Source organism: Intestinibacter sp. (assembly GCF_051866655.1).
Lineage (GTDB): Bacteria > Bacillota > Clostridia > Peptostreptococcales > Peptostreptococcaceae > Intestinibacter.
In genome coordinates this window covers 1,443-4,483 of record NZ_JBJDXL010000235.1, presented here as the reverse complement: position 1 = coordinate 4,483, position 3,041 = coordinate 1,443, and the positions used below count along the sequence as shown (strand labels likewise).

7 protein-coding genes are annotated in these 3,041 nt (G+C 29.4%); all 7 read right to left on the bottom strand.

The features are described from left to right. Positions 1 to 58 precede the first annotated feature (58 nt). Entirely contained in the window at positions 59 to 409 is a 351-nt protein-coding gene (locus tag ACI3VO_RS07040; RefSeq protein WP_439757227.1) for a hypothetical protein, read from the bottom strand. After that, the gene (locus ACI3VO_RS07035; RefSeq protein ID WP_439757226.1) at positions 402 to 911 is read right to left on the bottom strand and encodes a dUTP diphosphatase; all 510 of its coding nucleotides are present in this window, start codon (positions 909 to 911) and stop codon (positions 402 to 404) included. Before ACI3VO_RS07035 ends, ACI3VO_RS07040 begins: the two co-directional genes overlap by 8 nt. A 275-nt stretch (positions 912 to 1,186) precedes the next feature. Then, a complete protein-coding gene (locus ACI3VO_RS07030; RefSeq protein WP_439757225.1) occupies positions 1,187 to 1,450 on the bottom strand; it encodes a hypothetical protein in 264 nt (87 codons plus the stop codon). 177 nt (positions 1,451 to 1,627) lie between these two features. Next, positions 1,628 to 1,996 (bottom strand): hypothetical protein, encoded by a 369-nt coding sequence (locus tag ACI3VO_RS07025; protein ID WP_439757224.1) that lies wholly within the window; start codon positions 1,994 to 1,996, stop codon positions 1,628 to 1,630. Next, positions 1,996 to 2,160: a hypothetical protein gene (locus ACI3VO_RS07020; protein WP_439757223.1), complete on the bottom strand. Its 165-nt coding sequence runs from the start codon at positions 2,158 to 2,160 to the stop codon at positions 1,996 to 1,998. The genes ACI3VO_RS07025 and ACI3VO_RS07020 overlap by 1 nt, the downstream gene beginning before the upstream one ends. 193 nt (positions 2,161 to 2,353) lie before the next feature. After that, positions 2,354 to 2,722: a DUF7399 family protein gene (locus tag ACI3VO_RS07015; RefSeq protein ID WP_439757222.1), complete on the bottom strand. Its 369-nt coding sequence runs from the start codon at positions 2,720 to 2,722 to the stop codon at positions 2,354 to 2,356. 1 nt (position 2,723) lies between these two features. Next, the coding region (locus tag ACI3VO_RS07010) for a hypothetical protein (RefSeq protein WP_439757221.1) at positions 2,724 to 3,041 on the bottom strand (318 nt) is incomplete at its 5' end.

The following is a 3,041-nucleotide window of genomic DNA, read 5'->3' as shown; positions in this document are numbered from 1 at the left end:
AAAGCATCTGAGTGAATTACTACTTTACCTCCAAGTATATCAAATAGTTTCATATTACTTATGCTGATACTCTATTACAAGTTTCACATTCGCTATCATTTTTGTTTACACTTTGTTTAGAAGCTAAATGTTGATGTAATCTAGAGTAATAGTCAATGAGTTTTTCATCTTTAATTACTATTAATTCTCTATCTGAAGAACACTTGTCTTCTATACTATACATCTTGAATACGATGTCGCCTGCTTTTACTTTTTCAGTACCTGTATTAGAAACTAATACTCCATCTTCCGGTATTCTATATACCCAATCAATATTGCTAGTAATATACCCTACTCCTTCAAGTATATCTATTTCACTATTTATCTTTACGAGATAAGATAATTTATCTACGGTATAGTACTTAATCATTGATATTTTCCTCCTTTACCTTGTCTGCTTCGCCGAAACCTTTTTCTCCCCTTTCTGTATTACTTAAAGTATCTACCAGAGTAGGCTCAAGCAAAAGTATAGGAACAATTACTAATTGAGCAAATGCTTCTCCCTTTTGATATACTGTAGGTATAGCATCTGTAGTAATCTTAAACTTAGCCATAATTTCACCTCTGTAATCAGAGTCAATAATGCCACAGCAATTACACAGTCTAATAGATCTTTCCCATATAGAAGACTTTGGTACTAATAGACCTACATATCCTTCAGGTATTTCTACAGCAATGTCAGTATGATATGTTAAAGTAATCTGACCGCTATTATCTATCTCATTAGTAATTCTAGTAGACCACAAGTCTAGTCCTGCGCTATATTCTGTGCTTCTACTAGGTAATACTCCCTCTGAAGCATGCTTAGTTTCTACTCCGTCCTTATCCTTAATAGTATAATCTAACTTCTTAAATTTCAGTTGCTGTTCCATCTTCTTTTATATTTTCTTCTTTACCGTACTTAAATATCAATTTCTCTATTGCACTGTTGAAAGATTCTGTATCTTTACACATACCAGTTTCTTTATCTGCAGATTCTTTTATTACTTCTGCTATATCTTTTACAAACTAGTCATAAGTAATTACTCCTCTTTCTATTAAGTCATCTACTGTATTATATAGATGCTACATTGGTTCAGAAAGCTTTCTGTTTTCTAATGAAGCTTTCTCTAAACGCCACATTACTTTACTTTCTTCTATATTCATATTAGATAGAATCAAAATTTTCTTCTGGAGTAGTAGCTCTCATTTCTTGCAACACGCTATTTCTTTGGTATATCATTTCCTCTGAAAATTTAACTAGCATGTCTTCCGTTACGGAAACTTCAAAGTAAGGAGAATCATACACGTGAGTACCATCTTCCTTGATACTAATATCTATTATAGCATTAACGTTGCCTACGTTACATGCAGCTGCTAGTATATCTGCAGGACTAGATTCTGAGGTTATATTATATATCTTCTTTTCCATTATATCTATTCTTTAGTTTAATTTTGAACAAATATGCAAACATTATAGGTTTTGTTTCCATTTCCTACATCTTATCTTTAGTAAATCTAAATGGACTTTGACATATAAGTTCTATTACCTATCTTGGAATATTATAGTTCTTACTTAGAGTAGAGAATATAATATCTTGTTTTCTAATCATACTATTTTCTTATAGAATTTAGAATTAGCTATCTCTGTTATATCTTCTATAGTATTAGGTCTTATTGTATTTATTATCTTGCATACATTTGTAGCACTGTCTGAAGTATTGTAATACTCGCTAACGCTAAAGAAGAAATCCATATATTCTTTCATAGCTTTTATCTCTTCTTTTGAAGAGTAATTCTTTATAGGCTCAAATACATCTATATCACCATCTATTTCTAGATCACAAATAGGAACTGGACAGAAATCAAATTCATTGTACTTTAAAGACTTATTAAGCAATTTGTAAAGTAGTTTTTTAAATATATTATAGTTCTTATATGCAAATACAGAACCTGCTTTAATATCAACTGTCTTCATTATTTATTTAGTTTTAAAATAATAGTAGTTTGTACTCTATCTCCTATAATAACTGGAATCAAAGCTTTATTTATATGATATTCGTTATATTTGTTCTTTAATATAATACCTTTTTCTTTGAATCTATTTAGATATCTACATAGATTATCTAAACCCATTTTCATAGAAGTGTGTATCTATTTTCTATTCTCTGAACAAATTATATTCTAATCCTTTTCTGGAATCTTAGAATTAGCTATTTCCATAGTAATCATGAATACTAATAATTCTATTTCTCTATTAGTTAACCCCAAGATTCCATTTAAGGTTTTTAAGAATTCCTAATATAAATCAGCTTTGTCTATAGACTTTACTAATTTATTCATTAATCATTCTCTTAATTTTGTTCAGTAACTTAGTCATATTATAATATACAGTTTCTGCCTCTACCTTTACACAGGTAGGTATTTCTTGATTAGCATATGCTTCAGATACTTTATTGTAGTCTTCATCATACTGTTTAGTCATTGTATCTACAAACTTCTTTATTTCTTCTAAAGTAGTATCTTTCTTATCATTACTTTCTAAGTAACCATCTTCTACTAATTCGTTTAAATAGTTATCATTAAAAGACATAGTGTACTTAGTATTGCCACTTTCTTTAGTAAGTGTATAACCGTTTTCAGTTTCTGTAAATACGTCGCCTTTCTTAGCGAAATCAAAATCTTTAATTACTTTATAATCCATATTACTTTCTATTATGTTTAGCAATTATATCATAAGGACGAACTAGTTGACAATTCTTAAATAAGTCAAAGTCCTTAGCAAACTTCTTATTATAAACTACTGTATCACCTACTCCAAAGTATAGCTTATACCCGTCTTTATCATCTGTTACTTCTTCTGGTAAAGCTAATACTACTCCAATAGACCAATCAGAATCTACTTCTTTTACTTCTGACTTAGTATCGTATAAATTATAACCATTTTCATCTTTTTCTCCAGTAGGCACTTGTTCTATAATTTCTTTAGTAACCTTAACAGGAGTTAAAGGTTTAACTAGTAC